We start from the raw sequence: 26,692 nt of genomic DNA on the forward strand, positions 1-26,692 counted from the left end.
CGCGCGGCCTATCAAGCCCTGCCGGCGACGGATCTATTAAGCCCCGCCGGCGATTGAGGCGCGGGGTCCGGGGCAGAGCCCCGCGGCCGCAACACACTTATGCCGGAAACCTGCGCCCCACCCACCGCCACAAGAACTCCAACACGCACGCCGCAACAACCGCCACCCCGACGGCAGTCCACGGCATCACCGATCCCACCAACCTCAACGCAAAGAACTCCTGCAGCCACGGCACCACCAGCACCAGCAGGAAGCCGAACGCCATCGCCGCGACAAGGCCCACCCGCCACCACGTGTACGGCCGGGCGACGATCGCGAGCACCCACATCGAGATCAGGAAGAGTGTCAGCGTCGCCGAGCTGGTCTCCGCGGCGAGCGCGCCCGAACCCGCGTAGTAGTGCCGGGCGATCAGGTACATCGCGAACGTGGCGATCCCGGCGACGCCCCCGCCGGGAATCGCGTACCGCATCACTCGCCGTACGAAGTGCGGCCTGGCCCGCTCCTTGTTCGGCGCGAGGGCCAGGAAGAACGCGGGGACGCCGATCGTCAGGGTGGACAGGAGCGTCAAGTGCCTTGGCAGGAACGGGTATTCCACCTGGAAGCAGACCACGAGCAGCGCGAGGATCACCGAGTAGACGGTCTTCACGAGGAAGAGCGTGGCCACACGCGTGATGTTCCCGATGACCCGGCGGCCCTCCGCGACCACCGAGGGCAGCGTCGCGAACGAGTTGTTCAGGAGAACGATCTGGGCGACCGCGCGGGTGGCCTCGGAGCCCGAGCCCATGGACACGCCGATGTCGGCGTCCTTCAGCGCCAGCACGTCGTTGACGCCGTCGCCGGTCATCGCGACCGTGTGCTCGTGCGCCTGGAGCGCGCCCACCATGTCCCGCTTCTGCTGCGGCGTCACCCGGCCGAACACCGTGCCGTCGTCGAGCGCGTCGGCCAGCTCCTCCGGGTCCTCGGGCAGCGTCCGCGCGTCGACGGCCCGCCCCTCAAGACCCAGCTTCGCGGCGACGGCCCCCACCGACACCGCGTTGTCACCGGAGATGACCTTGGCCCGCACGTCCTGCTCGGCGAAGTAGCGCAACGTGTCCCCGGCGTCGGGGCGCAGCCGCTGTTCGAGGACGACGAGGGCGGTCGGTTCGGCGCCCTCCACGACGCCCTCACCCTCGAGCCCCTCGGGCGCGCGGGCGAGCAGCAGCACCCGCAGCCCCTGGAGGTTGAGCTCCTCGGTCGCCGCGAGCGCCGGGTCGCCCGCAGGCAGCAGCACGTCCGGCGCCCCGAGCAGCCACGCGCTGCCCGTCCCGTCGCCCTCGCTGAAGGCGGCGCCGCTGTACTTGCGCGCGGAGGAGAACGGTAGCGCCTCGGTGCAGCGCCAGTCCTCGCTGTCCGGGTAGGCGTCGATGATCGCCTGGAGGGAGGCATTGGGCCGCGGATCGGACTCGCCGAGGGCGCCGAGCACCTTCCGTACGTATGCCTCGTTCGCCTCGTGCGTCTCGTCCCCGGCCCTGTCGCCGAGCAGGCGCAGCTCGGTGACGTCCATGCCGCCCTCGGTGAGCGTGCCCGTCTTGTCGAGGCAGACCGTGTCGACGCGGGCCAGGCCCTCGATCGCGGGCAGCTCCTGCACCAGGCACTGCTGGCGGCCGAGCCGGATGACGCCGATCGCGAAGGCGACGGAGGTGAGCAGGACGAGGCCCTCGGGGACCATCGGCACGATGCCGCCGACGGTGCGCGCGATCGAGTCCTTGATGTCGTTGTCCTTGACCACGAGCTGGCTGATGATCAGGCCGAGCGCGGTCGGGATCATCATCCACTGGACGTACTTGAGGATCGTGGAGATGCCGGAGCGCAGCTCGGACTGGACGAGCGTGAACCGGCTCGCCTCCTCGGCCAGCTGCGCCGCGTACGCCTCGCGCCCGACCTTCGTCGCGGTGAACGCGCCGCCGCCCGCGACCACGAAGGAGCCCGACATGACCTCGTCGCCGGGCTGTTTGAGGACCGGGTCGGCCTCGCCGGTCAGGAGCGACTCGTCGATCTCCAGGCCGTCGGCCTCGGCGCAGCTCCCGTCCACGACGATCTTGTCGCCGGGCCCGATCTCGATGAGGTCCCCGAGCACGATCTCGGAGGTGGGGACGCCGACGGCGACCCCGTCGCGCCGCACCGTGGGCCGCGCCTCGCCGATCACGGCGAGCGAGTCCAGGGTCTGCTTGGCCCGCCACTCCTGGATGATCCCGATGCCGGTGTTGGCCAGGATCACGAAGCCGAAGAGGCTGTCCTGGATCGGTGCGACGCAGAGCATGATCACCCAGAGCACGCCGATGATCGCGTTGAACCGGGTGAAGACGTTGGCGCGCACGATCTCCGTCACGGACCGCGAGCTGCGCACGGGTACGTCGTTCACCTCACCGCGTGCGACGCGCTCGGCGACCTCGGCATGGGTGAGGCCGGAGGGCCGTGACGGCGTCGGCGCCGGGTGGCCCGGATCGAGTTCGGCCCCCGCGTCGATATCCGTCATGAAAACGACGGTACGGGCGATTTAGGGGGTCTACCCCTCGGGTGTGGAAGCCTCACGGTCCGTGACCGCCGCGGCGGCGGCCCGCTTGAGCGCGGCGTCGCGCCCCCGGACGTACCAGATCCCGATCAGGCCGAGACCGGCGCCGGCCAGGCAGCACCACACCCACCACGTGATCCCACGGTCCTCGAACCACCCGTAGAACGGCAACTGCGCGAGGAAGAGGACGAACCAGAGGATCGTGCCACCCGTGATGGTGGCGACCACGGGCCCCTCAAGGGGTTCGGGTGCCTCGTGCTTCGGGATCCACTTCGCCATGTGCACAGCTTACGAGGACCCGACGACAACCCGGCACAAGCCCCGCACCGCAAGGGTCTACGCGCGGAGATAGCAAATTCGGCCTCATATGTTCATACTGAAACAGCCTGAGACTGGCCACTTATGTTCGTATGAAACACCAGCGGAAACGTCGGGGTAACCCGCAGGTGACCACACGACCACCAGACTCGATCACGCACCCCGCCCGCATTTCACTGCTGAATACCGCTGAGGTCATCCATGTCCACTTCGGCCACCACCCCGGTCGATGTCAACGACTCGCCGCCGCCGGCCCCGAAGAACGGCTTCGACCGCTACTTCAAGATCACTGAGCGCGGCTCGACCATCCCGCGTGAGATCCGTGGCGGCCTCGCCACGTTCTTCGCGATGGCCTACATCATCGTGCTGAACCCGATCATCCTCGGCGGCGCGAAGGACATGTACGGGCATCAGCTGGACAACGGCCAGCTGGTGACGGCGACCGCGCTGACCGCCGCGTTCACCACGCTGCTCATGGGCGTCATCGGCAACGTGCCGATCGCGCTCGCGGCGGGCCTCGGCGTGAACACGGTCGTCGCCCTGCAGCTCGCGCCCCGCATGTCCTGGCCGGACGCGATGGGCATGGTCGTCCTCGCGGGCTTCGTCGTGATGCTGCTCGTCGCCACCGGTCTGCGTGAGCGGGTCATGAACGCGGTGCCGTACGGCCTGCGCAAGGGCATCGCGATCGGCATCGGCCTGTTCATCCTGCTGATCGGCCTCGTCGACTCCGGCTTCGTGACGCGCATGCCGGACGCCGCGCAGACCACGGTGCCGCTGCAGCTCGGCACCGGCGGTCACCTGATGGGCTGGCCGGTCCTGGTCTTCGTGCTCGGTGTGCTGCTGACCCTGGCCCTGCTCGTGCGCAAGGTGCCGGGCGCGATCCTGCTCGCGATCGTCGTCATGACGGTCGTCGCGCTGATCATCAACGCCATCGCGGACATCGACCCGGCCTCGTGGGGCCTGACCGTGCCGTCCTGGCCCGGCAACCCGGTCGCGAGCCCGGACTTCTCGCTCATCGGACAGGTCAGCCTGTTCGGCGGATTCCACAAGGTCGGCATCCTCACCGGCATTCTGTTCGTCTTCACCGTGCTGCTGTCGTGCTTCTTCGACGCGATGGGCACGATCATGGGCATCAGCGACGAGGCGCACCTGACCGATGACAAGGGTCAGATGCCCGGCATGAACAAGGTCCTGTTCATCGACGGTGTCGCCGTCGCCGCCGGTGGCGCCTCGTCGTCCTCGGCCACCACCTGCTTCGTGGAGTCCACGGCCGGTGTCGGCGAGGGCGCCCGTACGGGCCTCGCCAACGTGGTCACCGGCCTGCTGTTCACGGTCGCGCTGTTCCTCACGCCGGTCGTCACGATGGTCCCGTCCCAGGCGGCGACGCCCGCGCTCGTCGCGGTCGGCTTCCTGATCCTGTCCGGGGGCATCCGCGAGATCGACTGGGACGACTGGACGATCGCCATTCCCGCGTTCATCACGATGCTGATGATGCCGTTCACGTACTCGATCACGAACGGCATCGGCATGGGCTTCATCAGCTTCACGGTGCTGCGCGTGGTCGCGGGCCGCGCCAAGGAGGTGCCGGCCGCGATGTACGCCGTCTCCGCCGTGTTCGTCTTCTACTACCTGATGCCGGCACTCGGCCTTACGTAGTGCGGCCCTACGTAGTCACGTCTCCGTAGAACCGCTCCGTCTCCTCGACGGCAGTCTTGAAGCGTTCGTCGAAGTCGTCCCGAATGAGCGTCCGGACCACATAGTCCTGGACGCTCATTCCTCTTTTCGCGGCATGCACTTTGAGCCGGTCGAGCAGCTCACCGTCGATCCGCAGACTGAGCACTGTCGATCCCATACGGACAGGGTTGCGGGCACCCCTGACCTGTTGCGTCACTTTCCGCATCCGGCTCACTCATATGGGTGATGAAACTTTTCTGCAGCCCCCTGCGCGGGCGCACGCGTGGTCGGGATCACTGACCCGACGCGCCCCCCTGGTAGTCGTTAGACACAGTAATGAGTTACGCTAACGAACATGCCAGACCTCTCCCATGGCGACGATGTAGCCGCCGTGAACTCCCTGCGTTCCGCAGTGATGCGCCTGTCGCGTCGACTCAAGCACCAGCGGGTCGACGAATCGCTGAGTCCTACCGAGATGTCGGTGCTCGGCACGCTCGCCGGATGCGGCTCCGCGACGCCGGGTGAGCTGGCCCGCAAGGAGCATGTGCAGCCGCCGTCGATGACCAGAATCGTCGCGCTCCTCGAGGCCAAGGAACTGGTCCGGCTGGAGCCTCACCCCGAGGACCGCCGGCAGAAGGTCGTCACCTCGACCGAGCGGGCCGAGACCATGCTCGCGGAGAGCCGCCGCAAGCGGAACGCCTGGCTGGCGAACCTCGCCGAGGGGCTCGACGAGGACGACTGGGCCAAGCTGCGCGAGGCCGCACCCGTCCTGGAGAAGCTCGCGCACCTCTGAGCACGCCTCTGAGCACGACGAGCACGACAGGCACGACCTAGTACGACGGACACGACCGAACACGACGACCAAGCACGACAGCACGACCGAGCCGACGACCACGCAGGACGACCGCCGAGGAGGCGAACCCACTTTGAGTACGGGATCCGGAGCAGACTCCGCCCCCGCACCAGCCGCCCACGACCCGAACGCCCGCCCACGTAAGCCCTCGATGTTCGCCAGCCTGAAGGTACGCAACTACCGGCTGTTCGCGAGCGGGGCAGTCGTCTCCAACACCGGCACCTGGATGGCCCGCATCACCCAGGACTGGCTGGTGCTCTCCCTCACGGGATCCTCCGCCGCTGTCGGCGTGACGACGGCCATGCAGTTCCTCCCGATGCTGCTCTTCGGCCTGTACGGCGGTGTGATCGCCGACCGGTTCGCCAAGCGCAACCTGCTGTTCTGCACGCAGGGCGCGATGAGCCTGTCCGGCCTCTTCCTCGCGGCGCTCACCCTCACGGGCAACGTCCAGGTGTGGCACGTCTACCTCGCGGCCTTCTTCACGGGTCTCGTCACGGTCGTCGACAACCCGACCCGGCAGTCGTTCGTGTCCGAGATGGTCGGCCCCGACCAGGTCCGCAACGCGGTCTCCCTGAACTCGGCCAACTTCCAGTCCGCCCGCCTCATCGGCCCGGCCGTCGCCTCCGCGCTGACCGCCGCCGTCGGCCCCGGCTGGGCGTTCCTCGCCAACGGCCTGTCCTTCCTCGCCCCGCTCACCGGCCTCATGCTCATGCGCACGCACGAGCTGCACGAGACCAAGCGGGCGCCGCGCGGCAAGGGCCAGCTGAAGGAGGGGCTGCGCTATGTGTCCCAGCACCCCGAACTGATCTGGCCGATCGTCCTCGTCGGATTCGTCGGCACCTTCGGCTTCAACTTCCCGATCTGGCTGAGCGCGTACGCGGACGACGTGTTCCACGGCGGGGTCGGCCAGTACGGCCTGTTCAACACGCTCATGGCGATCGGCTCGCTGGCCGGCGCGCTGCTCGCGGCCCGGCGCCGCTCGACCCGTCTGCGGGTCCTGGTCGGCGCGGCGATCGGCTTCGGTGTCCTGGAGGTCGCGGCGGCGTGGGCGCCGGGCGTCTGGGCGTTCGCCCCGCTGATCGTGCTGCTCGGCATCCTCGGACTGACGGTGAACGTGACCGCCAACTCCTATGTCCAGATGGGCACGGACCCGGAGATGCGGGGCCGCGTCATGTCCCTGTTCATGATGGTCTTCACCGGCGGTACGCCGCTGGGCGGCCCGCTCTTCGGCTGGCTCGCCGACCAGTACGGGGTACGGGTCAGCTTCGCGCTCGCCGGGGCGATCTGCGCGGCGGCGGCGGTCGGCGTCGGCCTGATGCTGGCCCGCGCGGCGAACCTCCGGCTCAAGGTGGACCTGCGCCGCGGCGAACGCCACGTGCAGTTCGTGCCGCGTGAGCTGGCGGCGGCGGCGTAAGTATTTAGGCCCCTGCGGCGATTGAGCAGCGGGGTCCGGGGCAGCGACCCGGGACCGCAACGGCGCAGGGGCTTAAGAGCAGGGGCCGTGCCGGAGCCGACGGCCGCGCTACGAGAAGGTCGCCGGACGGCAGTTCACGGACACGCGTTAGTCTCGTTGACGTGGACCCGAAGACCCGTAACCGGATCATGGCCGGTGTGCTCGTGCTGATGTTCGTCGTCGTGGCTGTCGCGGCGGCCGTCGGCCAGTAGTCGACCGGCGGCCGCCGCGTACCGGCGGGGCCGATTACCAGGCGAAGGCCTCGGGCGACGGACCCGGACCCGGGAAGATCTCGTCCAGGCCGGACACGACCTCCTCGCTCAGCTCCAGCTCGACCGCGCGCAGCGCCGAGTCCAGCTGCTCCTGCGTGCGCGGGCCGACGATCGGGCCCGTGATGCCGGGCCGGGTGAGCAGCCAGGCCAGCGCTGCCTCGCCGGGCTCGATCCCGTGCTTGTCCAACAGATCCTCGTACCGCTGGACCTGGTCGCGCACCTTCGTGTTCTCCAGCGCGGAGGCGGAGCGGCCCTGGGACCTGCGCTTGCCCTCGCTCTCCTTCTTGAGCACGCCGCCGAGCAGCCCGCCGTGCAGCGGGGACCACGGGATGACGCCCAGGCCGTAGTCCTGCGCGGCCGGGATGACCTCCATCTCGGCGCGGCGCTCGGCGAGGTTGTAGAGGCACTGCTCGCTGACGAGGCCGACGCGGCCGTGGCGGGCAGCCAGTTCATTGGCCTGGGCGATCTTGTATCCGGGGAAGTTGGAGGACCCGGCGTACAGGATCTTGCCCTGCTGGATCAGCACGTCGATCGCCTGCCAGATCTCCTCGAAGGGAGTGCGGCGGTCGATGTGGTGGAACTGGTAGATGTCGATGTAGTCGGTCTGCAGCCGCTTCAGGGAGGCGTCCACGGCCCGCCGGATGTTCACCGCGCTGAGGTGGTCGTGATTGGGCCAGACCGGACCGTCGCCGCCCATGTTCCCGAACACCTTGGTGGCGAGCACGGTCTTGTCGCGCCGCCCGCCGCCCTTGGCGAACCAGGTGCCGATGATCTCCTCGGTACGGCCCTTGTTCTCGCCCCACCCGTATACGTTCGCGGTATCAAAGAAATTCAGACCTGCGTCGAGCGCCGCATCCATGATGCCGTGGCTGGCGGCTTCGTCCGTTTGCGGCCCGAAGTTCATCGTCCCGAGAACGAGCCGACTGACCTTGAGCCCAGTACGTCCCAACTGCGTGTATTCCATGGGCGCCAAGCGAACCCCTTCGAGTCCGCTCCACGCAAGAGGACGAGAGAGTCTCGCCTCTCCTCAGGACTGGCTGTGGGCCGCCGCCGTGTTGAGCAGGCGCTGCTTGAAGTCCATGGGAATCAGAACCTGAACCCGTCCGACGGGATGCTGCCAGAACCTGTCGGAGTCATGGGCGGACCTGCGCTGAGCGGCGGGTGTCCCCGGAATCGGTTCGGCGTGGATGACGGCCCGGACCCCTGCGGCGCGCAGCTCTTTGCCCTTCTCGTACCAGCTTGAGAGCGTGCGCCACCGCGCCCGGTAGGTCTCCCCCGTAGGGATCCCTTCCCAGGTGTCAGGCCGCGTCGGCTGGGCGATGAGCAGCTCGCGTCGTGCATCGAGCCGCTTGTACGCCTCCCGGTACTCCTGCTTGCCCAGGTCGCTGGCGTAAAGGCCGGCCTCCCGGTCTTCCCGCAAGTCCGACAGTGCGCGATTCACTTCCTCGATGTCGCGCGTGTAGTCCACTCCTGGGCGGAAGACTTTCCGGACCATCTCGACCTCGCCGGCCACGAGTAGGAACGCCTGCTCAACGGCGTCCTCCAGCGTGTGCGCCGCGATGCCCTTGCTTCCGGCCGGACACAGCTTGTGCGTGGTCCGAGAGGCGCAGCGATAGTAGGGACAATTGCGGCCGGGACTGCGATATGCGGGCTCCCCGCACGTGCAGAACGCGACCTGGAGCAAGGGCGAACCGCCCTTGCTGTTGCCGCTGCGTTTACTGGTGTTCTCGTCCAGCCGCTCATTGGCCAGCGCCCATGCCTTCTCCGCTATGAGCGGCTCCGCGCGCTGGAGAGGACGGCCGTCGTTGCCCCGGACGACGCGGCGTAGCGTCGTCTTCTTCCCGTCGACCACCACCTCCTCAGTGAATTCCATCTGTCCCAGGACGCAGCGGGAGCGAACGACTTTGGCGGTGTTCGCAGCAGTCCAGCGGCTCCCTTTCGGTGGCTTGCCGTTGCGGATCAGCTGGGCGTCCAGCGAGGTCGGGGTCTTGGGCGGGTCTTCGTTGAGCCACTGCGCGATGCTGTTCGCCGACTCGCCCGCGATGAGGCGACGGACGATCTCGCGGAGCGTCCCGGCCGTGTCGGTCCCGTAGTCGTCCGGGACGAGCTTCCAGCCATCGCCGGTTTCCTGTTTCTCCTCGCGATAGCCGTACGGAGTGCGACCTCCGCGCCAGCGTCCCTCTTTCACCAGGTGGTTGTAGGACGATTTGGCCCTCGCCCTGATGGCTTCGAGCTCCCCTTCGGCGAACGATGTGATCAGGCTGAGGAGCAGCTTCCCGATCTGCGTGTTGAGGTTGATCCCCTCCTCCACAGTGGTGACTTCCTTGCCGTTCCTGTCGCACCACTCCAGGAGGGTGTGCACGTGCAGAACGCGCCGCGAGAGACGGTCGATCTTGAGCGCGCAGATGATGTCGTACTCATCGGCGCGTGACTCCTCCAGCGCGATCCGGTGCTCGATCGCGCTGACCTCCTTCCCGATGGTCGAAGGCAGCCACTTGCCGAACTCCGGGCGCTTCCACGGCTCCAGTGCGCCGGACACGTCGATGTCCTCGACCCAGCCCACGACGAGGTGCCCCTCCTGATCGGCCCAGCGCTGGACGGACCGGCGCTGCCGCTCCGGCGATGTGGTCTCGTCCGACACCCTCGACAGACGAACGACACCCAGAACTCTCGCCATGCTCGTTCTCCCCCGTTTACCGCCTTTGACGTGCCGCCCGGTCTCCACGGCGGCCGTCCCGGTGCTTCTCCCGGCCTCCTGTGGGCGCGGGACGTCTCACGGTTCAACGAAGCGCGGAGGCCCCCGGTCACACACCCGCACGAAACCCCGCGGAAGGTCGAACGGCCGTCCGGTATCTCTCCGAAGCCACCCCGGATTCCCGTCGGAAATGCGCGCGAGGGCGCGTACGTCGACCCGGCAACTGCCCGTCAGAGGTCCGCTTCGTCGGCGACCTGTCGCACAGCCCGGCGCAGTTCCTCGGAGGAAGTGCCTTTGGGCAGTTCCTCGGAGGAAGTGCCTTTGGGCAGTTCCTCGGAGGAAGTGCCTTTGGGGTCAGCCGGTGAGCTGCTTGAGCGGCGGTACAGCTTCGTAAGGGCCGCCGATCCCCCACGCCTGATGCAGCGCGTCCGCGAAGGCCGCCGCCAGTTTGTGTTCGCCGGAGGCGTTCGGGTGGGTGCCGTCGTACGTGTCGTGGTGGATGTCGTACGACTCGGGGACGGAGGCCAGGAGCAGGGGGGAGCGGGGCTCGTCGAGGTCCGCGACCGCCTTCGCCAGGAGGGTGTTGAAGTGGGCGACCTCCGCGGCGAAGGGCGCGTCCGTCTCGGCCCGGACGTTGGGGATCACGGGGAGCAGGACCATGCGGACGGCCGGGTTCGCGCGGCGGGCCTCGGCGATGAAGAGGCGCAGGTTCTCCGCCGTCTGTTCGGCGTCGGTGTAGAAGCCGAGGTCTATCAGGCCGAGGGAGACGAGGAGGACGTCCGCGCGGGCGTCGGTCACCGCCTCCGCGATCGCGGGCGCCATGTGCTGCCAGCCCTCGCCCCAGCCGGCGAGGTGATGCTGCGGGAAGTCGGGATCCGCGTACGCGTGGCTGTCGCCGTACAGGGCGGTGCGGGGGCCGACCAGCGCGTGCGGGACCGAACGGGCGCGCAGATGCTGCCAGAAGCGCAGGCGCCAGGTGTGCTCCCCGGCGCTCCCAATGGTCATCGAGTCGCCGACCGGCATGAACCTGAGCATCCGCTCATCATCGTCGATCACGCCGGGTGCGTGCGTGTGAGCCCCAACACGCCTGGCAAGCTGGGGGCATGCGTGCGTATCTGGGGGCGGCCGGGGTCGCCGCAGTCCTCCTTCTCGGCGCGGCTTCCGGTCCCGCGGTCGCCGACTCCCGTTCCGTCGGCTCCGACGGGTTCACGATCCAGGACCCGCGGATCACCGAGTCCAGCGGCCTTGCCGCCTCGCGCGCCCACCCGGGCATCTACTGGACGCACAACGACAGCGACGACGGCGCGTTCCTGTTCGCGATCGACGGCCGGACCGGGAAGACCGTCGCCACGATCACGATGAGCGGTGTCGGTGCCCCGCGGGACGTCGAGGCGATCTCGATCGGCTCCGACGGGAACATCTACGTGGGCGACATCGGCGACAACCTCGGCGGCAAGTGGGACCACGTGTGGATCTACAAGCTGCCCGAGCCGAAGAAGCTCACCGACCAGACGGTGCGGGCCACCCAGTACGACGTGAAGTACGCGGACGGCCCGCGCAACGCCGAGGCGATGATGGTCCATCCGAAGACCGGGCGGGTCTACATCGTGGAGAAGGGCGACGACGGCGGCGGCCTGTACGAGGGTCCGGCCACGCTGAACCCCTCCGCCACCAACACCTTCAGCCGCGTCGCCGACATCGACCTGTGGGCGACGGACGCCGCGTTCTCGCCCGACGGCAAACAGCTCGCCGTACGCGGCTACTTCGGCGGCGTCGCGTACAAGTGGAACGACGGGAAGCCCGAGCGCCAGGGCCAGTTGAGCGTGCCGATGCAGCCGCAGGGCGAGTCGGTGACCTACACGCCGGACGGGAAGACCCTGCTGTACGGGAGCGAGGGGCAGGGCAGCGAGGTGGAGCCCGTGGAGGTCGAGGGCGCGGGTGACTCGGGCGACGGCTCGAACTCGTCCTCCGATCAGGGTGGTTCGGGCAGCGGTGACGGCGGCAGCGCCTTCACCGGCAAGGCCGGTGCGGTCGGTGCCGTCGTCGTCCTCATCCTGCTGTTCGGGCTCGGAAGGCTGTTCCGCCGCCCCAGGAACCGCTGAACCACTCGAAGAACCGCTGAGTCACTGGAAGAGCCGCTGAACTACTCGCCCAGTAGGCGCACTTCGTAGTGCAGCGTCCGGTCCCGCCGCACCTTGTGGGAGAGCGGCACCGTGACGCCTTGCAGGATCGGGTGCTTGTGGCGGATGAGCGAGGCCGCGTGCCGGTCCTCCTCGCTGCCGCGGTCGAGGAGGCGGACCCGCCCCTTGACGGGCGGCCCCGTGGGCGCGCCGCGCATCGTGGACGGCGCGAGCTCCACCTCCGGGTTGTTGCGCATCCGCTTGACCTTCCAGGCCTTGCCGAAGGTCCGGAAGTACGCGTGGTCGCCCTCGACCGCGAGGTTCACGGGAGTGCCGACACCGGTGCCGTCCCTCTTGTGGCTGGTGAGCAGGACGGCGTACTGCTTGACGAACGGGGCGAGCGCGGGGCTCGGATCGGGCTTGTCAGTCGTCATACGTCCATGAATGCACCGCTTCGGTGTTCTGTCACGACTTGCCGCGTGCCGCGACGAGGACGTCGAGCCCGTCCAGGATCCGCTGGAGCCCGAACTCGAAGTGGTCGAAGCCGGGGGCGAACGTGTCCTCGGACAGGGACGCCATCACCGGGTAGCGGCCACTGGTCATCGCGGCCTCCAGGGCGGGGCTCTGCGCCTCCCAGAACGCGGCGTCCGTCATGCCCGACGTCGTCTCCGCCTCCTGCTCGTAGACGCGGGTGCGCGCGACCCCTGACACGTATCCGTCGACCATGACCAGGACGGAGAGCAGCTCCGGATCGGTGAGGCCCATCGGCTTGATGCGGGCCATCATCTTCTCCATGCCGGACAGCGCGCCGGGGCCGAGCACGGGCCGGGCCTGGTTGACCTGGAGCAGCCAGGGGTGGCGCTGGTAGAGGGCGAGGGTCTCGCGGGCCATCGTGGCGACGGCGGCCCGCCAGCTCCCGTCGCCGAGCGCGGCCGGGTCCTCGTGCGGGGTCTGCACCCGGTCCAGCATCAGGTCGAGCAGCTCGGCCTTGCCCGGCACGTACCGGTACAGCGACATGGTGCCGGTGCCCAGGTCGGTGGCGAGCCGGCGCATCGAGACGGCGCCGATCCCCTCGGCGTCCGCGACCTCGACCGCGGCCTCGACGATCCGGTCGAGCGAGAGCGCGGGCTTCGGCCCCCGGCTCGGCCTGGCCCCCGTGCCCCACAGCAGCTCCATGCTGCGCCGGATGTCGCCGCTGCCGGAGGTCTCGGCGCTGCTGTTCGTGCCCTGGGTGCCGCTCGGGGTGCCGCTCGTCATGGGGCTCAGCGTAAACCTCTGGCGAAAAACTGAGTACGGTGTACTCTCATTTGGGTACGGCGTACTCATTTTGCGGAGGGGTGGGTGTTCCGATGGCGACGTGCGGAGGAGAAGCCGTGACCGACGGGGATCACGATCACGCGGTGCGGGCCGAGGGGCTCGTGAAGCGGTACGGGGACAAGCGCGCGCTCGACGGGTTCGACCTGACCGTGCGGCGCGGCACGGTGCACGGCCTGCTCGGGCCGAACGGGGCGGGGAAGACGACAGCGGTGCGCGTGCTCGCCACGCTGCTGAAGTTCGACGAGGGGCGGGCCGAGGTCGGCGGCGTGGACGTGGCCTCCCGGTCGCGTCAGGTGCGCCGCCGCATCGGGCTCACCGGTCAGTACGCGGCGGTGGACGAGGTGCTCACGGGGCGGCAGAACCTGGAGATGTTCGGCCGGCTCTTCCACCTCGGCGGGCGCCGGGCGAGGGTGCGGGCGGCCGAACTGCTCGACCAGTTCGGGCTCGCGGACGCGGGCGACAAGGGCGTCGACGAGTACAGCGGCGGCATGCGGCGCCGGCTCGACCTCGCGGCGTCCATGATCCTCACCCCGGACGTGCTGTTCCTGGACGAGCCGACGACCGGGCTCGACCCGCGCGGCCGGGGCGAGGTCTGGGAGAGCGTCAGGGAGTTGGTGGCGGCGGGCACGACGGTCCTGCTCACCACCCAGTATCTGGAGGAGGCCGACAGGCTGGCCTCGCGGATCACCGTCATCGACCAGGGGCGGGCCATAGCCGACGACACCCCCGAGGGGCTCAAGCGGTCCGTCGGCGGGGACCGGGTCGAGGTCGTGCTGGCGGAGTCGGTCGATCTGCCGCGCGCCGCGAAGATCCTCGCCCGGAGCGGTGTGGACCCGGTCGTCGACGAGGAGGCCCTGCGGGTGCACGCGCCGGTCGCCGACCGGGTCGCCGCGCTCACGGACGCCGCGCGGGCGCTCCAGGACGAGGGCGTCGCCGTCGAGGACATCGGACTGCGCAGGCCGAGCCTCGACGATGTGTTCCTGCAACTGACGGGGAGGGCCGCGTGATGAGCGGCGGTACGAGTGGCATGAGTGGCACGAGTGCCTACTGGGCGGTGGCCGACTGCTGGAACGTGGTCCGCCGGGGGCTCACCCACTACCAGCGCCAACCGGTCAACATCGCCTGGCAGTTGGGCTTCCCGATCCTGTCGGTGCTGCTGTACGGGTACGTCTTCGGCAGCGCGATGGTGGTGCCGGGCGGCGGGGACTACCGGGACTTCCTGATGCCGGGGATGTTCGCGATGACGATGGCCTTCGGCTTCATCAACACGGCGACGCTCGTGGTGCACGACGCGACGAAGGGGGTCATCGACCGGTTCCGCTCGATGCCGATGGCGCCGTCGGCGGTGGTGTCGGGGCGCGGGGTGACCGATCTGCTGGTCGCCTGCGCGGAGTTGGCGATCCTGATGCTGACGGCGCTCGCGATCGGCTGGCGCCCGGACGGCGGGGTCATGGGCGGGCTCGCGGCGTTCGCGCTGCTGCTGTGGCTGCGGTTCGCGCTGATCTGGCTGGGGGTGTGGCTGGGCCTGATGGTTCCGAACCCGGAGGCGGCGGGCGGTCTTTTCGCGGTCGCCTTCCCGCTGACGATGATCTCCAGCATATTTGTCGCGCCGCAGCTGATGCCGGATTGGCTGGGGGCGGTGGCGGCGTGGAACCCGATCTCGTCGACGGTCGCGGCGTCCCGTGAGCTTTTCGGCACGCCGGTCGGGGCGGGGGATTCCTGGGTGGAGCAGAACGCGGTGCTGATGGCCCTGGTGTGGCCGGTGGTGCTCACGGCGGTGTTCCTGCCGCTTGCCGTCCGGCGGTTCCAGCGGTTGAGCCGTTGACCGGCACCGGGGTTGTTGACCGGCACCGGGGTTGTAGACCGGCACCGGGGTTGTTGACCGGCACCGGGGTTGCGGCCACGGGGCTCTGCCCCGGACCCCGCTCCTCAATCGCCGGAGGGGCTGAGGAGCGGGGGTTTGGGTCAGAGCTGGCCGATGACGTAGTCGATGCAGGCCGTCAGGGCCTGGACGTCCGCCGGGTCGATCGCCGGGAACATCGCGACGCGCAGCTGGTTACGGCCCAGCTTCCGGTACGGCTCCGTGTCGACGACCCCGTTGGCCCGCAGCACCTTGGCCACCGCGGCAGCGTCGATGCCCTCGTCGAAGTCGATCGTGCCGATGACCTGCGACCGCTTTGCGGAGTCCGTGACGAACGGCGTCGCGTACTTCGACTCCTCGGCCCACGAGTACAGCCGCGAGGACGAGTCCTTCGTCCGGGCCGTGGACCAGTCGAGACCACCCTGGCCGTTGATCCAGTCCAGCTGCTCGGCGAGCAGGAAGAGCGTGGAGAGCGCCGGGGTGTTGTACGTCTGGTTCTTGCGGGAGTTGTCGATCGCCGTCGGCAGGGAGAAGAACTCCGGGACGTGGCGGCCGGACGCGTGGATGCGCTGGGCGCGCTCGATCGCGGCGGGGGAGAAGATGCCGATCCACAGGCCGCCGTCGGAGGCGAAGGACTTCTGCGGGGCGAAGTAGTAGACGTCCGTCTCGGAGACGTCGACCGGGAGGCCGCCGGCGCCGGAGGTGGCGTCCACGAGGACGAGCGAACCGGAGTCCGCGTCGGCCACGCGCTTGATCGGCGCCGCGACGCCGGTCGAGGTCTCGTTGTGGGTCAGGCCGTAGACGTCGACACCGGCCTCGGCGACCGGCTCCGGGTGCGTACCCGGGTCGGAGGAGATCACGGTCGGCTCGGCCAGCCAGGGGGCGAGCTTCGAGGCCTTCGCGAACTTGGAGGAGAACTCGCCGAAGTTCAGGTGCTGCGACTTGTTCTCGATCAGGCCGTGCGTCGCCACGTCCCAGAACGCGGTGGAGCCGCCGTTGCCGAGGACGACCTCGTAGCCCTCGGGCAGCGAGAAGAGGTCCTTGACGCCGTCGCGCACGCGACCGACGAGGTTCTTCACGGGGGCCTGACGGTGGGAAGTACCCATCAGAGACGTACCGGTGGCGGCCAAGGCGTCCAACGCCTCCGTACGCACCTTGGAGGGGCCAGCGCCGAAACGTCCGTCGGCGGGCTTGATGTCAGCGGGAATCTGGATCTCAGCCACGAAATGGAGGGTAGCCCGAAGGGGAAACGCGGCCGAAACGTGTCCGTCGGATGAGACGAGAACGGACAAGGGGTGGACCTGTGCGATGCGACGGGCGGCTCCTCAAGGCCCCGCGACCTCGTGGGCCAGCGTGATCAGGTCCGGGACGGACGGATGGCCGGGGCCCTGGCGGCGGACCAGGAGGACGGGGAGATCGGGGGCGTCGGTGAGGGGGACGTAGGTGACGCCGGGGTACGGGTGCATGCCCACGGTCGCCGTCGACGTGACGCCCACCGCCCGGTCCGCGGCGATCGCGGCGAGCCAGTCGTCGGTGTTGGCGACGGTGAGTGTCGAGGTGGGGCGTTCGGCGGGCGGCCACAGTTCGAGGGAGGTCGTGCCGGAGACCGTGTTCAGGGCGATGACCTGGTCGCTGAGGTCGGCGAGCGCGAGGCGCCGGTGGCGGGCGAGCGGACTGTCGGACGGCACCGCCGCCACCCGCGCCTCCAGGTGCAGCAGTTCGGTGACGAGGCCGGGGGTGTCGACGGGGCCGCGCAGGAGCGCGAGGTCGACGGCGCCGCGCGTGAGCCCTGCCGTGCGGTCGTCGACGCGCAGGAGTTCGAGCGGGACCTCCGGGTGGGCGCGGCGCCAGCGGCGCAGCAGCGGCGTCGTGAACTCGCCCGCCGCCGACCAGGCATGGCCCAGGCGCAGCGGGCGGTGCGGGGCCCGGGCGGCGGCGAGCGCGTCCTCGAACGCGGCGACGGCGACGGCCGCCTTCTCGTGGAACGAGCGCCCCTCGGGGGTGAGGTCGAGGTGATGGGTGGAGCGGTCCACGAGCCGTACGCCGAGCGTGTCCTCCAGGGCGGCGAGGGTGCGCGAGACGACCGGCTGGCTCAGGCCGAGGCGCGCGGCGGCACGGGTGACGCTGCGCGCCTCGGCGACGGCGAGGAAGCAGCGCAGGTGGCGCAGCTCCGGTTCCCTGCTCATGCGCGATCCCTGCTCATGCGCGATCCCTGATCATGTGCGTCCCCTGGTCATGTGCGCGGAGCATAACGGGAGCGCAGAAAGTATTTCACGGGGCATGCCGGACGGATCTAGCGTGAAGGTTCAAGGCGGTCGGCAAGTTCAGTAGACTGTCCGGCACTGTCCAACGTATTGCACTCAAACGTATTGCACTCAAGAGGGGGTGGACCGTGAGCGGCCCGCAGACCGAACCCGTGGCCGTGGCGCATGATGCCGCCCCGGCCGTGACCGCGAGCGCCGGCGCGGAGCCGTCCCGCCGCGGCTCGCTGGGCCCGGTCGGCCTGGTCCTCGCGGGGTGCATCTCGGTGCAGTTCGGCGCGGCGCTCGCGGTGAGCCTGATGCCGCGCGCCGGAGCGATCGGCGTCGTCACCCTCCGCCTCGTCGTGGCGGCCGTGGTCATGCTCGTCGTCTGCCGCCCCAAGCTGCGCGGCCACTCGCGGTCCGACTGGGGCACGGTCGTCGCCTTCGGCATCGCCATGGGCGGCATGAACCTGCTCTTCTACCAGGCGGCGGCCCGTATCCCGCTCGGCATCGCGGTCACCTTCGAGGTGCTCGGCCCGCTCGCCCTCTCGGTCTTCGCCTCCCGCCGTCTCGTCAACGTCCTGTGGGCGGGGCTCGCGCTGTGCGGCGTGTTCCTGCTCGGCGGGGCGGGGGACGGGATCGGCAGCCTGGACCTGGCCGGTGTGGGCTTCGCGGTCGCGGCCGGCGCCTGCTGGGCGACGTACATCATCTTCAGCGCCCGTACGGGCCGCCGCTTCCCGCAGGCCGACGGGCTCGCGCTCGCCATGGTGGTCGCGGCGGTGCTCTGCCTGCCGCTCGGCATCGCGACGGCGGGCCCGAAGCTGATCGACCCGGTGACCCTCGGCCTCGGCGCGGCCGTCGCGGTCATGTCCTCGGTCCTCCCGTACACCCTCGAACTCGTCGCGCTGCGCCGCCTGCCCGCGTCCACGTTCGCGGTGATGATGAGCCTCGAACCGGCGGTCGCCGCGCTCTCCGGCTTCCTCGTCCTGAGCCAGGACCTGGCCTGGGCGGAAGTCCTGGCCATCACCCTCGTCATCGCGGCGAGCATGGGCGCGGTGCGGACGCAGGTGGGCCGGAGGAAGGATCCCGCGGTCGTCCTGCACGAGTGACGGTCACTGCTTGCCGGTGCCGACCGGGTCGACGGAGACCTTGGTTTCCGTGTCGGCGGAGACCGGGAGGTTGAGGTCGACCTTCAGGGACGTGGAGTGGGTCTCGTTGGGCGGGGTGACGTCGATGCTGGAGACGTTCACGCCGGAACCGCCGGAGTTGTTCGGCGGGTAGTGGAGGGTGAAGCGGGTCGTTTCGCCGTTGCCGAGGACGACGGACGGGGACGACAGGTTGCTGCGGGAGGCGCTCAGCGGGCCGGAGGCCTCCTCGGAGCGGAGGTCGACGCCCGGGAAGCCCTTGAGGGAGCAGGCGTCGCTGGTGTTCCGCATGCTGACTATGAGCGTGCCCTCGCCCATGCCGTGCGCGGAGTCGAACGCGAGGTTCGCGGTCTTGCACGGGCCGGTGTTGATCTGACCGTGGCCGGTGCCCTCGGCGGCCTTCGTGGAGTCGCCGGTGTCCGAGGCGTTCTTGCCGGAGGCCTGGCTGTTGCCGCCGGAGGACGAGGAGGACGAGGAGGAGGCGGCGGACGAGTCGTCGTTCGTGCCCGCGGCGGAGTCCTCGTTGCCCTGGCAGGCGGTGAGCGAGAGGCCCGCGGCGAGGGCGACGGCGGCGAGGGTGAGCTTGCGAGCACGCATGGTTTTCGTCCTTAACTTGGCGGCCGGTAATTCGTAGGTCGGTAATTCGTAGGTCGGTAATTCGTAGGTCGGTAACTCGTGGGTCGGTAACTCGTGGGTCGGTTCGGGTTACTGATCAGCAGGACCCGCCGGGGCCACGAATCGTTCCGCCTTACCGCCGCCTTATACATGGCTGTTACATATGACTGGGAGACCGTCATCGCTGGGACAGTTCCGTGACCTGGGGGATCTTGAACTCTCCGGTTGGCGGGGCTATTTCGCCCGTCACGCGCGACGCATTTTCCATGCAAGCATGCTTGCTTGTTTCTTGGCCCGCTGCCATGCTCCAGGCACGCCGCACACCGCCGTGCCCGGAGGGGAGCGCACCGTGTCCGAACCGTCCGCCGTGTTCGAGGACTTGCGGGACGAGAGCGAGGAACTCGACCGGATCGTGCGGGAGTTGAGCCCACAGCAGTGGGCCGCACCGACCCCCGCGCCCCGCTGGACCGTCGCCCACCAGATCGCCCATCTCGCCTGGACCGACCGCGCCGCCCTGCTCGCCATGAGCGACGCCGACGCCTTCGCGGGCGAGGTGGAGAAGGCGATCGCCGCGCCGGAGTCCTTCGTCGACGAAGGGGCCGAGGAAGGCGCCCGCCGGGACCCGGCCGTGCTGCTCGCCGGCTGGCGGGAGGGGCGCGAGCGGCTGCAGAAGGTGCTGCGCGCCGCCGCGGCCGACAAGACCCGGTTCCCCTGGTACGGCCCGCCGATGTCCGCCGCCTCCATGGCGACCGGCCGGCTGATGGAGACGTGGGCGCACGGTCAGGACGTCGCCGACGCCCTCGGGATCGTACGGACGCCCAGCGACCGGCTCCGGCACGTCGCCCGGATCGGCGTACGCGCGCGGAAGTTCGCCTTCGACGTGCACGGGGTCGCCGCGCCCGACGACGAGTTCCGCGTCGAACTCGTGGCGCCGAGCGGCGAATTGTGGACGTACGGGCCCGAGGAGGCAGGGCAGCGCGTCACCGGGACCGCCGTCGACTTCTGCCTCCTCGTCACCCAGCGCGCGCACCGGGCCGACGTCGACGTACGCGCCGAGGGCCCCGACGCCGACCGCTGGCTCGACATCGCGCAGGCCTTCGCCGGGCCACCGGGGGAGGGGCGCGCGCCGAAGGGGGCCCGATGAGCAGGCCCCCGCTGCGGATCGGCAACGCCTCCGGTTTCTACGGCGACCGGTTCGACGCCATGAAGGAAATGCTGACTGGTGGCGAACTCGACGTCCTCACCGGCGACTACCTCGCCGAGCTGACCATGCTGATCCTCGGCCGCGACCGGCTGAAGAACGCGGACCGAGGCTACGCCCGCACGTTCCTGCGGCAGTTGGAGGAGTGCCTGGGCCTCGCCGTCGAGCGCGGTACCAAAATCGTCGCCAATGCGGGCGGGCTCAATCCGGCCGGACTCGCGGACGCCGTACGGGAGTTGGCGGATCGACTCGGCATAGCCGTACGGGTCGCGCACGTCGAGGGTGACGACCTGCTCGGCACCGGCCGGTTCCCCGGCGCCCTCACCGCCAACGCCTACCTCGGCGGCGCCGGCATCACCGCCTGCCTCGACGCGGGCGCGGATGTCGTGGTCACGGGGCGAGTCACCGACGCCGCGCTCGTGACCGGGCCCGCGGCCTGGCACTTCGGGTGGGCGGGGAGCGATTACGACCGGCTCGCAGGGGCCGTCGTCGCCGGGCACGTCCTCGAATGCGGGACGCAGGCGACCGGCGGCAACTACTCCCGATTCGCCGACCGCGCCCACCAGTTGGCCCGCCCCGGCTTCCCCCTCGCCGAGATCCACGAGGACGGTTCCGCCGTCATCACCAAGCACCCCGGCACCGGCGGCTTCGTCGAACTCGGCACCGTCACTGAGCAGCTCCTGTACGAGACCGGGGGCGCCCGGTACGCCGGGCCCGACGCCACCGCCCGCCTCGACACCGTCCGCCTGGAACAGGAGGGCGCCGACCGCGTGCGCATCCACGGCGTACGCGGTGAGGCCCCGCCGCCCACCCTCAAGGTCGGGCTCAACCGGCTCGGCGGGTTCCGGGGCGAGGTCGTCTTCGTGCTCACCGGCCTGGACATCGAGGTCAAGGCGGAGCTGGTGCGGCGGCAGATGGACGAAGCGCTGCGCACCGCCAAGTCGGCGCCCGCACACGTCCGTTGGGAGCTGTCCCGAACCGACCGGGCCGACGCCGACACCGAGGAGACCGCGAGCGCGCTGCTCCGCCTGGTCGTACGCGACCAGAACCAGGACGCCGTCGGCCGGGCCCTGAGCGGCGCCGCGGTGGAGCTGGCCCTCGCCTCCTACCCCGGCTTCCACGTCACCGCCCCGCCCGGCAAGGGCTCCCCGTACGGGGTGTTCGAGGCGGAGTACGTGGAGCGGGGCGAGGTCCCGCATGTCGCGGTGCTGCCGGACGGGGAGCGGCGGCCGATCCCCGTACACGTAGGAGAGACGCGCCCGCTCGTCCCCGTCGAGGACCCCGCTCTCCCGGAGCCTCTGCCCGCCGGGCCCACGCGCCGCGTTCCCCTCGGCCTGATCGCGGGGGCTCGCAGCGGGGACAAGGGCGGCGATGCGAATGTGGGGGTGTGGGTGGAGAGCGATGCGGCGTGGCGCTGGTTGGTCCACACCCTGACGGTGGACCGCTTCCGCGAACTCCTGCCGGAGACGGCGTTGCGCTCCCGGGGCTCTGATAGGCCGACCGTAACCCGCCACCCCCTCCCCAGCCTCCGCGCACTCAACTTCACGGTTGAGGGCCTCCTGGGCGAAGGCGTCGCCGCGCAACACCGATTCGACCCACAAGCCAAGGGCCTCGCCGAATGGCTCCGCTCACGCCACCTCGACATACCGGAGGCCCTCCTGTGACCGTCCTGGCCAGCGCCCTGGACACCCGGTCCGACGACTACGCCGGACGGCGCACCGCCCTCCTCGACAAGCTCACCGCCCTCGACACCGAGCATGCGAAGGCCGTCGCGGGCGGCGGCGAGAAGTACGTCGAACGGCACCGCAAGCGCGGCAAGTTGCTCGCCCGCGAACGCATCGAGCTGCTGCTCGACCCCGACACCCCCTTCCTCGAACTGTCCCCGCTCGCCGCCTGGGGCAGCGACTACGCCGTCGGCGGCTCCCTCGTCACCGGCGTCGGCGTCGTCGAGGGCGTCGAGTGCCTGATCACGGCCAACGACCCGACCGTGCGCGGCGGCGCCAGCAACCCCTGGTCCCTGAAGAAGGCGCTGCGGGCGAACGAGATCGCCCACGCCAACCGGCTCCCTGCCATCTCGCTCGTCGAGTCCGGCGGCGCCGATCTCCCCTCCCAGAAGGAGATCTTCATCCCCGGGGGCGGGATCTTCCGCGACATCACGCGGCTCTCGGCCGCCGGGATCCCCACCGTCGCCGTCGTCTTCGGCAACTCCACCGCCGGAGGCGCGTACATCCCCGGTATGTCCGATCACGTGATCATGGTGAAGGAGAAGGCGAAGGTCTTCCTCGGCGGGCCGCCGCTGGTCAAGATGGCGACCGGCGAGGAGAGCGACGACGAGTCGCTCGGCGGCGCCGAGATGCACGCCCGCACCTCCGGACTCGCCGACTACTTCGCCCACGACGAGCAGGACGCCATCCGGCAGGCCCGCCGCGTCGTCGCCCGCCTCAACCACCGCAAGGCGTACGCCGATCCACAGCCTGTGGAGCCGCCCAAGTACGACCCCGAGGAACTCCTCGGCATCGTCCCCGACGATCTGAAGGAGCCCTTCGACCCGCGCGAGGTGATCGCCCGGCTCGTCGACGCCTCCGACTTCGACGAGTTCAAGCCCCTCTACGGCACGAGCCTCGTCACCGGCTGGGCCGCTCTCCACGGCCATCCCGTCGGCATCCTCGCCAACGCGCAGGGCGTCCTCTTCAGCGAGGAGTCGCAGAAGGCCGCGCAGTTCATCCAGCTCGCCAACCAGCGCGACATCCCGCTGCTCTTCCTCCACAACACCACCGGCTACATGGTCGGCAAGGAGTACGAGCAGGGCGGCATCATCAAACACGGCGCGATGATGATCAACGCCGTCTCCAACTCCCGTGTCCCGCACCTCTCCGTGCTGATGGGCGCCTCGTACGGCGCCGGGCACTACGGCATGTGCGGGCGCGCCTACGATCCCCGTTTCCTCTTCGCCTGGCCCAGCGCCAAGTCCGCCGTCATGGGGCCGCAGCAGCTGGCGGGAGTGCTGTCGATCGTGGCGCGGCAGTCCGCCGCCGCGAAGGGGCAGCCGTACGACGAGGAGGCCGACGCCGGGCTCCGCGCCATGGTCGAGCAGCAGATCGAGGCCGAGTCGCTGCCGATGTTCCTGTCCGGGCGGCTCTACGACGACGGGGTCATCGACCCCCGTGACACCCGAACTGTTCTCGGCATCTGCCTGTCCGCGATCCACACCGCACCGTACGAGGGCGCCCGCGGCGGCTTCGGCGTCTTCCGGATGTAAGGGGCCCGCACCGATGATCACCAGTGTGCTCGTCGCCAACCGCGGCGAGATCACCTGCCGCGTCTTCCGTACCTGCCGTGAGCTGGGCATACGTACCGTCGCCCTGCACTCGGACCCGGACGCCGACGCCTTGCACGTGCGCGAGGCCGATCTCGCCGTACGGCTCCCGGGGGCCACCCCCGCCGACACCTATCTGCGCGCCGACCTCGTCGTGAAGGCCGCCCTCGACGCGGGCGCCGACGCCGTGCACCCCGGGTACGGCTTCCTCTCCGAGAACGCCGACTTCGCCCGCGCCGTCGCCGACGCGGGGCTCACCTGGATCGGGCCGCCGCCCATGGCGATCGAGGCGATGGCGTCCAAGACGCGCGCCAAGGAGCTGATGGGCGTCGCGCCGCTCGGCTCCGACATCACGGCCGACGACCTGCCCGTCCTGGTCAAGGCGTCCGCCGGTGGCGGCGGGCGCGGGATGCGGGTCGTACGCGAACTCGCCGCACTGGATGGGGAGTTGGAGGCCGCGCGGTCCGAGGCGCTGTCCGCCTTCGGTGACGGCGAGGTCTTCGTCGAGCCGTACGTGGAGGGCGGGCGGCATGTGGAGGCGCAGGTGCTCGCCGACGCCCACGGGACCGTGTGGATCCTCGGGACGCGGGACTGTTCGCTTCAGCGGCGGCACCAGAAGGTGATCGAGGAGGCGCCCGCGCCGGATCTGATACGTGGCGTATCGGATGTCATATATGAGATGGCGGAGCGGGCCTGCCGGGCCACCGGATACGTCGGCGCCGGCACCGTCGAGTTCCTCGTCGCCGACGGGCGGGCCCACTTCCTGGAGATGAACACCCGCCTCCAGGTGGAACACCCGGTCACCGAGGCCGTGTTCGGGATCGACCTCGTCGCGCTCCAGCTCCGCGTCGCCGAGGGCGAGGCCCTCGACCCCGAACCCCCGGCCCCGCGCGGCCACGCCGTCGAGGCCCGCCTCTACGCCGAGGACCCCGCGGCCTCCTTCGCCCCGCAGACCGGAACACTGCACCGGCTGCACGTGCCGGACAGTGTCCGCCTCGACACCGGGTACACCGACGGCGACACCATCGGCGTGCACTACGACGCCATGCTCGCCAAGGTCGTCGCTCATGCCCCCACCCGCACCGCCGCCGTCCGCGCTCTCGCGGGGGCCCTGGAACGGGCCGAGGTGCACGGGCCCGTCACCAACCGCGAGCTGCTCGTACGCTCCCTGCGGCACCCGGAGTTCGCCGGGGCCCGCATGGACACGGGGTTCTACGAGCGGCACCTCGACGAACTGACCGCCCCGCACGAGGACCCGTACGCGCCGCTCGCTGCCGCCCTCGCCCAGGCCGTGGGGCGGTCCAGGTTCGGCGGCTTCCGCAACGTCCCCTCGCAGCCCCAGGTCAAGCGCTACCGCGCCGAGCCCGCCGGCACCGAGCACGAGGTCCGCTACCGGCACACCCGCGAAGGCCTCGCGGCCGACGGCGTACACGTCGTCGACGTCGCCCCGCACCTCGTCGTACTCGAAGTCAGCGGCGTACGACGGAAGTTCACGGTCGCTGCGTACGGGGGTGCTGCGTCCGGGAGCGCCGCGTACGAGGGCCACCGCGTGTACGTGAACGGCCTCGCCCTCACCGCCCTGCCCCGCTTCACCGACCCCAGCGAGCAGCGCACCCCCGGCTCCCTGCTCGCGCCCATGCCCGGCACCGTCGTCCGCGTCGCCGAAGGTCTGACCGAAGGCGCCGCCGTCACCGCCGGGCAGCCCCTGATCTGGCTGGAGGCGATGAAGATGGAGCACCGCATCCTCTCTCCCGCCTCCGGAACGCTCACCGCCCTGCACGCCGCCGTCGGCCGCCAGGTCGAGGTGGGCGCGCTGCTCGCCGTAGTCCAGGCCGTAGTCCAGGAGGAACAGTCGTGAACGCTCCCGCCGCTCCCGTCCTCGAAACCGAGGAGCACCAGGCCCTGCGCGCCGCCGTCGCCGCGCTCGGCAAGCGGTTCGGCCGCGACTACATGACCCGCGTGACCGCCGCCGGAGGCCACCCCGATGAGCTGTGGTCGGAGGCCGCCAAGCTCGGCTACCTCGGCGTCAACCTGCCCGAGGAGTACGGGGGAGGGGGCGGCGGGATAGCCGAACTCTCCATCGTCCTTGAGGAGTTGGGGGCCGCCGGGTCGCCGCTGCTGATGATGGTCGTATCGCCCGCGATCTGCGGCACGGTCATCTCCCGCTTCGGCACCGAGGAGCAGAAGCGGGCCTGGCTCCCCGGCCTCGCCGACGGCAGCCGCACCATGGCCTTCGGCATCACCGAACCCGACGCCGGATCCAACTCGCACCGCATCACCACCACCGCCCGCAAGGACGACGACGGCTCGTGGGTCCTGAACGGGCGCAAGGTGTTCATCTCCGGCGTCGACATCGCGGACGCGACACTCATCGTGGGGCGCACCTCGGACGCGCGCACGGGGAAACTCAAGCCCTGCCTCTTCATCGTGCCCCGCGACACCCCCGGGTTCGGGCGGCGGCAGATCGACATGGAACTCCAGGCTCCGGAGAAGCAGTTCGAACTGACTCTTGACGAGGTGCGGCTGCCCGCGGACGCTCTCGTGGGTGACGAGGACGCAGGACTGCTCCAGCTCTTCGCCGGGCTCAACCCGGAGCGCGTCATGACCGCCGCCTTCGCCATCGGCATGGGCCGGTACGCGCTGAAGCGGGCCGTCGAGTACGCGAAGGAGCGCACCGTGTGGCAGGCCCCCATCGGCTCCCACCAGGCGATCGCCCACCCGCTCGCGCAGAGCCACATCGAGCTGGAGCTGGCCCGCCTGATGATGCAGAAGGCGGCCCGGCTCTACGACGCGGGCGACGACATCGGTGCGGGCGAGGCCGCCAACATGGCCAAGTACGCCGCCGCCGAGGCCTGTGTGCGCGCCGTCGACCAGGCCGTGCACACGCTCGGCGGCAACGGCCTGACCCGCGAGTTCGGCCTCGCCTCGCTCATCGTCGGCTCACGGGTGGCGCGGATCGCCCCGGTCAGCCGCGAAATGATCCTCAACTACGTGTCCCACCAGAGCCTGGGTCTCCCCAAGTCGTACTGAAGCCGCACGAACCCAACTACCGCTGCTT

Annotated in this window: 23 protein-coding genes; 12 read left to right on the top strand and 11 right to left on the bottom strand. The window is 70.0% G+C overall.

Going from position 1 to position 26,692, the window contains the following annotated elements:
- Positions 1 to 97 precede the first annotated feature (97 nt).
- Both OHA73_RS24550 and OHA73_RS24555 read right to left on the bottom strand, forming a co-directional pair.
- Entirely contained in the window at positions 98 to 2,515 is a 2,418-nt protein-coding gene (locus OHA73_RS24550) for an HAD-IC family P-type ATPase (RefSeq protein WP_267069636.1), read from the bottom strand.
- Between the two features lie 30 nt (positions 2,516 to 2,545).
- The gene (locus OHA73_RS24555; protein ID WP_266712643.1) at positions 2,546 to 2,830 is read right to left on the bottom strand and encodes a DUF2530 domain-containing protein; all 285 of its coding nucleotides are present in this window, start codon (positions 2,828 to 2,830) and stop codon (positions 2,546 to 2,548) included.
- 240 nt (positions 2,831 to 3,070) lie between these two features.
- Here OHA73_RS24555 and OHA73_RS24560 point away from each other — a divergent pair, with 240 nt between their 5' ends.
- Complete coding sequence (locus OHA73_RS24560; RefSeq protein WP_267069635.1) at positions 3,071 to 4,525, top strand: NCS2 family permease; 1,455 nt, start codon at positions 3,071 to 3,073, stop codon at positions 4,523 to 4,525.
- A 7-nt stretch (positions 4,526 to 4,532) separates the two neighbouring features.
- On the opposite strand, the gene OHA73_RS24565 is transcribed toward OHA73_RS24560, so the two are convergent.
- Positions 4,533 to 4,721 (bottom strand): ribbon-helix-helix protein, CopG family, encoded by a 189-nt coding sequence (locus tag OHA73_RS24565; protein WP_266712647.1) that lies wholly within the window; start codon positions 4,719 to 4,721, stop codon positions 4,533 to 4,535.
- Positions 4,722 to 4,898: 177 nt separating this feature from the next.
- Here OHA73_RS24565 and OHA73_RS24570 point away from each other — a divergent pair, with 177 nt between their 5' ends.
- Positions 4,899 to 5,336, top strand: a complete 438-nt coding sequence (locus OHA73_RS24570) for a MarR family winged helix-turn-helix transcriptional regulator (protein WP_266712648.1) — start codon at positions 4,899 to 4,901, stop codon at positions 5,334 to 5,336.
- A 133-nt stretch (positions 5,337 to 5,469) separates the two neighbouring features.
- On the top strand, positions 5,470 to 6,810 hold the full coding sequence (locus OHA73_RS24575; RefSeq protein ID WP_267069634.1) for an MFS transporter: 1,341 nt from the start codon (positions 5,470 to 5,472) through the stop codon (positions 6,808 to 6,810).
- Positions 6,811 to 7,095: 285 nt separating this feature from the next.
- Here the strand turns inward: OHA73_RS24575 and OHA73_RS24580 are convergent, their stop codons facing one another.
- The 3 genes from OHA73_RS24580 to OHA73_RS24590 form a co-directional block, all read right to left on the bottom strand.
- The gene (locus OHA73_RS24580) at positions 7,096 to 8,085 is read right to left on the bottom strand and encodes an aldo/keto reductase (protein ID WP_266718763.1); all 990 of its coding nucleotides are present in this window, start codon (positions 8,083 to 8,085) and stop codon (positions 7,096 to 7,098) included.
- Positions 8,086 to 8,148: 63 nt separating this feature from the next.
- Positions 8,149 to 9,798, bottom strand: coding sequence for a recombinase family protein (locus OHA73_RS24585; protein WP_327656139.1), 1,650 nt, complete (start codon positions 9,796 to 9,798; stop codon positions 8,149 to 8,151).
- Positions 9,799 to 10,170: 372 nt separating this feature from the next.
- The gene (locus tag OHA73_RS24590; protein WP_267072826.1) at positions 10,171 to 10,851 is read right to left on the bottom strand and encodes an SGNH/GDSL hydrolase family protein; all 681 of its coding nucleotides are present in this window, start codon (positions 10,849 to 10,851) and stop codon (positions 10,171 to 10,173) included.
- A 68-nt stretch (positions 10,852 to 10,919) separates the two neighbouring features.
- Between OHA73_RS24590 and OHA73_RS24595 the strand changes: the two genes are divergently transcribed.
- Entirely contained in the window at positions 10,920 to 11,918 is a 999-nt protein-coding gene (locus OHA73_RS24595) for a WD40 repeat domain-containing protein (RefSeq protein WP_266712654.1), read from the top strand.
- 41 nt (positions 11,919 to 11,959) lie between these two features.
- On the opposite strand, the gene OHA73_RS24600 is transcribed toward OHA73_RS24595, so the two are convergent.
- A complete protein-coding gene (locus tag OHA73_RS24600; RefSeq protein WP_266712656.1) occupies positions 11,960 to 12,370 on the bottom strand; it encodes a PPOX class F420-dependent oxidoreductase in 411 nt (136 codons plus the stop codon).
- A gap of 31 nt (positions 12,371 to 12,401) precedes the next feature.
- Positions 12,402 to 13,193 carry a TetR/AcrR family transcriptional regulator gene (locus OHA73_RS24605; RefSeq protein ID WP_266712658.1) on the bottom strand — a complete coding sequence of 264 codons (792 nt, stop codon included), beginning with the start codon at positions 13,191 to 13,193 and terminating at the stop codon, positions 12,402 to 12,404.
- 92 nt (positions 13,194 to 13,285) lie between these two features.
- Here OHA73_RS24605 and OHA73_RS24610 point away from each other — a divergent pair, with 92 nt between their 5' ends.
- Positions 13,286 to 14,260 (top strand): ATP-binding cassette domain-containing protein, encoded by a 975-nt coding sequence (locus OHA73_RS24610; RefSeq protein ID WP_443063123.1) that lies wholly within the window; start codon positions 13,286 to 13,288, stop codon positions 14,258 to 14,260.
- A 20-nt stretch (positions 14,261 to 14,280) separates the two neighbouring features.
- The gene (locus tag OHA73_RS24615; RefSeq protein ID WP_266712662.1) at positions 14,281 to 15,078 is read left to right on the top strand and encodes an ABC transporter permease; all 798 of its coding nucleotides are present in this window, start codon (positions 14,281 to 14,283) and stop codon (positions 15,076 to 15,078) included.
- 140 nt (positions 15,079 to 15,218) lie between these two features.
- Here OHA73_RS24615 and serC read toward each other — a convergent pair whose 3' ends face one another.
- Positions 15,219 to 16,337: a phosphoserine transaminase gene (serC, locus tag OHA73_RS24620; protein WP_327656141.1), complete on the bottom strand. Its 1,119-nt coding sequence runs from the start codon at positions 16,335 to 16,337 to the stop codon at positions 15,219 to 15,221.
- 102 nt (positions 16,338 to 16,439) lie between these two features.
- Complete coding sequence (locus tag OHA73_RS24625) at positions 16,440 to 17,300, bottom strand: LysR family transcriptional regulator (RefSeq protein ID WP_327656142.1); 861 nt, start codon at positions 17,298 to 17,300, stop codon at positions 16,440 to 16,442.
- A gap of 206 nt (positions 17,301 to 17,506) precedes the next feature.
- On the opposite strand from OHA73_RS24625, the gene OHA73_RS24630 reads away from it, so the two are divergent.
- Positions 17,507 to 18,466: an EamA family transporter gene (locus tag OHA73_RS24630; RefSeq protein ID WP_443063124.1), complete on the top strand. Its 960-nt coding sequence runs from the start codon at positions 17,507 to 17,509 to the stop codon at positions 18,464 to 18,466.
- 3 nt (positions 18,467 to 18,469) lie between these two features.
- Here OHA73_RS24630 and OHA73_RS24635 read toward each other — a convergent pair whose 3' ends face one another.
- Positions 18,470 to 19,099: a DUF4232 domain-containing protein gene (locus tag OHA73_RS24635; protein ID WP_327656143.1), complete on the bottom strand. Its 630-nt coding sequence runs from the start codon at positions 19,097 to 19,099 to the stop codon at positions 18,470 to 18,472.
- A 367-nt stretch (positions 19,100 to 19,466) separates the two neighbouring features.
- Here OHA73_RS24635 and OHA73_RS24640 point away from each other — a divergent pair, with 367 nt between their 5' ends.
- The 5 genes from OHA73_RS24640 to OHA73_RS24660 are packed head-to-tail and all read left to right on the top strand — an operon-like array spanning position 19,467 to position 26,664.
- A complete protein-coding gene (locus OHA73_RS24640) occupies positions 19,467 to 20,261 on the top strand; it encodes a TIGR03084 family metal-binding protein (RefSeq protein ID WP_327656144.1) in 795 nt (264 codons plus the stop codon).
- Complete coding sequence (locus OHA73_RS24645; protein ID WP_327656145.1) at positions 20,258 to 21,982, top strand: acyclic terpene utilization AtuA family protein; 1,725 nt, start codon at positions 20,258 to 20,260, stop codon at positions 21,980 to 21,982. Before OHA73_RS24640 ends, OHA73_RS24645 begins: the two co-directional genes overlap by 4 nt.
- Complete coding sequence (locus tag OHA73_RS24650) at positions 21,979 to 23,577, top strand: acyl-CoA carboxylase subunit beta (RefSeq protein WP_266712674.1); 1,599 nt, start codon at positions 21,979 to 21,981, stop codon at positions 23,575 to 23,577. Before OHA73_RS24645 ends, OHA73_RS24650 begins: the two co-directional genes overlap by 4 nt.
- A gap of 13 nt (positions 23,578 to 23,590) precedes the next feature.
- Positions 23,591 to 25,492 carry an acetyl/propionyl/methylcrotonyl-CoA carboxylase subunit alpha gene (locus tag OHA73_RS24655; protein WP_327656146.1) on the top strand — a complete coding sequence of 634 codons (1,902 nt, stop codon included), beginning with the start codon at positions 23,591 to 23,593 and terminating at the stop codon, positions 25,490 to 25,492.
- Entirely contained in the window at positions 25,489 to 26,664 is a 1,176-nt protein-coding gene (locus tag OHA73_RS24660) for an acyl-CoA dehydrogenase family protein (RefSeq protein WP_327656147.1), read from the top strand. The genes OHA73_RS24655 and OHA73_RS24660 overlap by 4 nt, the downstream gene beginning before the upstream one ends.
- Positions 26,665 to 26,692: the final 28 nt, after the last annotated feature.

It is taken from the genome of Streptomyces sp. NBC_00483 (genome assembly GCF_036013745.1).
Taxonomy (GTDB): Bacteria; Actinomycetota; Actinomycetes; order Streptomycetales; family Streptomycetaceae; genus Streptomyces.